General features: G+C 50.0%; 1 protein-coding gene. It reads right to left on the bottom strand.

Features of this window, described 5'->3' with window-relative positions; genetic code table 11:
* Window positions 1-257 precede the first annotated feature (257 nt).
* The coding region (locus ACYVRH_RS15070) for an SDR family oxidoreductase (RefSeq protein WP_461257665.1) at window positions 258-380 on the bottom strand (123 nt) is incomplete at its 5' end.

Raw genomic sequence — 380 nt, 5'->3', positions numbered from 1 at the left:
AGAAATTCCTTTGCCACATGGCTGCCGATATAGCCGGCTCCGCCGATTATTAAAATGTTCATGGGAAGAGTATAGCAGAAAAATTAGGAATGAGGAAAGGAAAAATTAGGAATTAGGAGTGAGGAATTAGGAATAGGGAAGAAGACGATGTATGATGAGGAACAGAGCTGCCTTCCTATTTTTTTTTATTCCTCATTCCTCATCCCTCATTCCTAATTTTTTTCCCCTCCTCATTCCTAATTTTCCTCCGTGCCGCTCTAGCGCGCCAGCCAGCCGCCGTCAACCGCAAGGGTGAAGCCGTTTACGTAATCAGAAGCCGGGGGAGCGAGAAAGACCGCCGCTCCGGCCATATCCGTCGGAACGCCCCAGCGGGCCGCGGG

Source organism: Treponema sp. R80B11-R83G3 (assembly GCF_054786115.1).
Note: the sequence above shows the minus strand (reverse complement) of the source record. Positions and strands in the feature narration are given on the sequence as shown.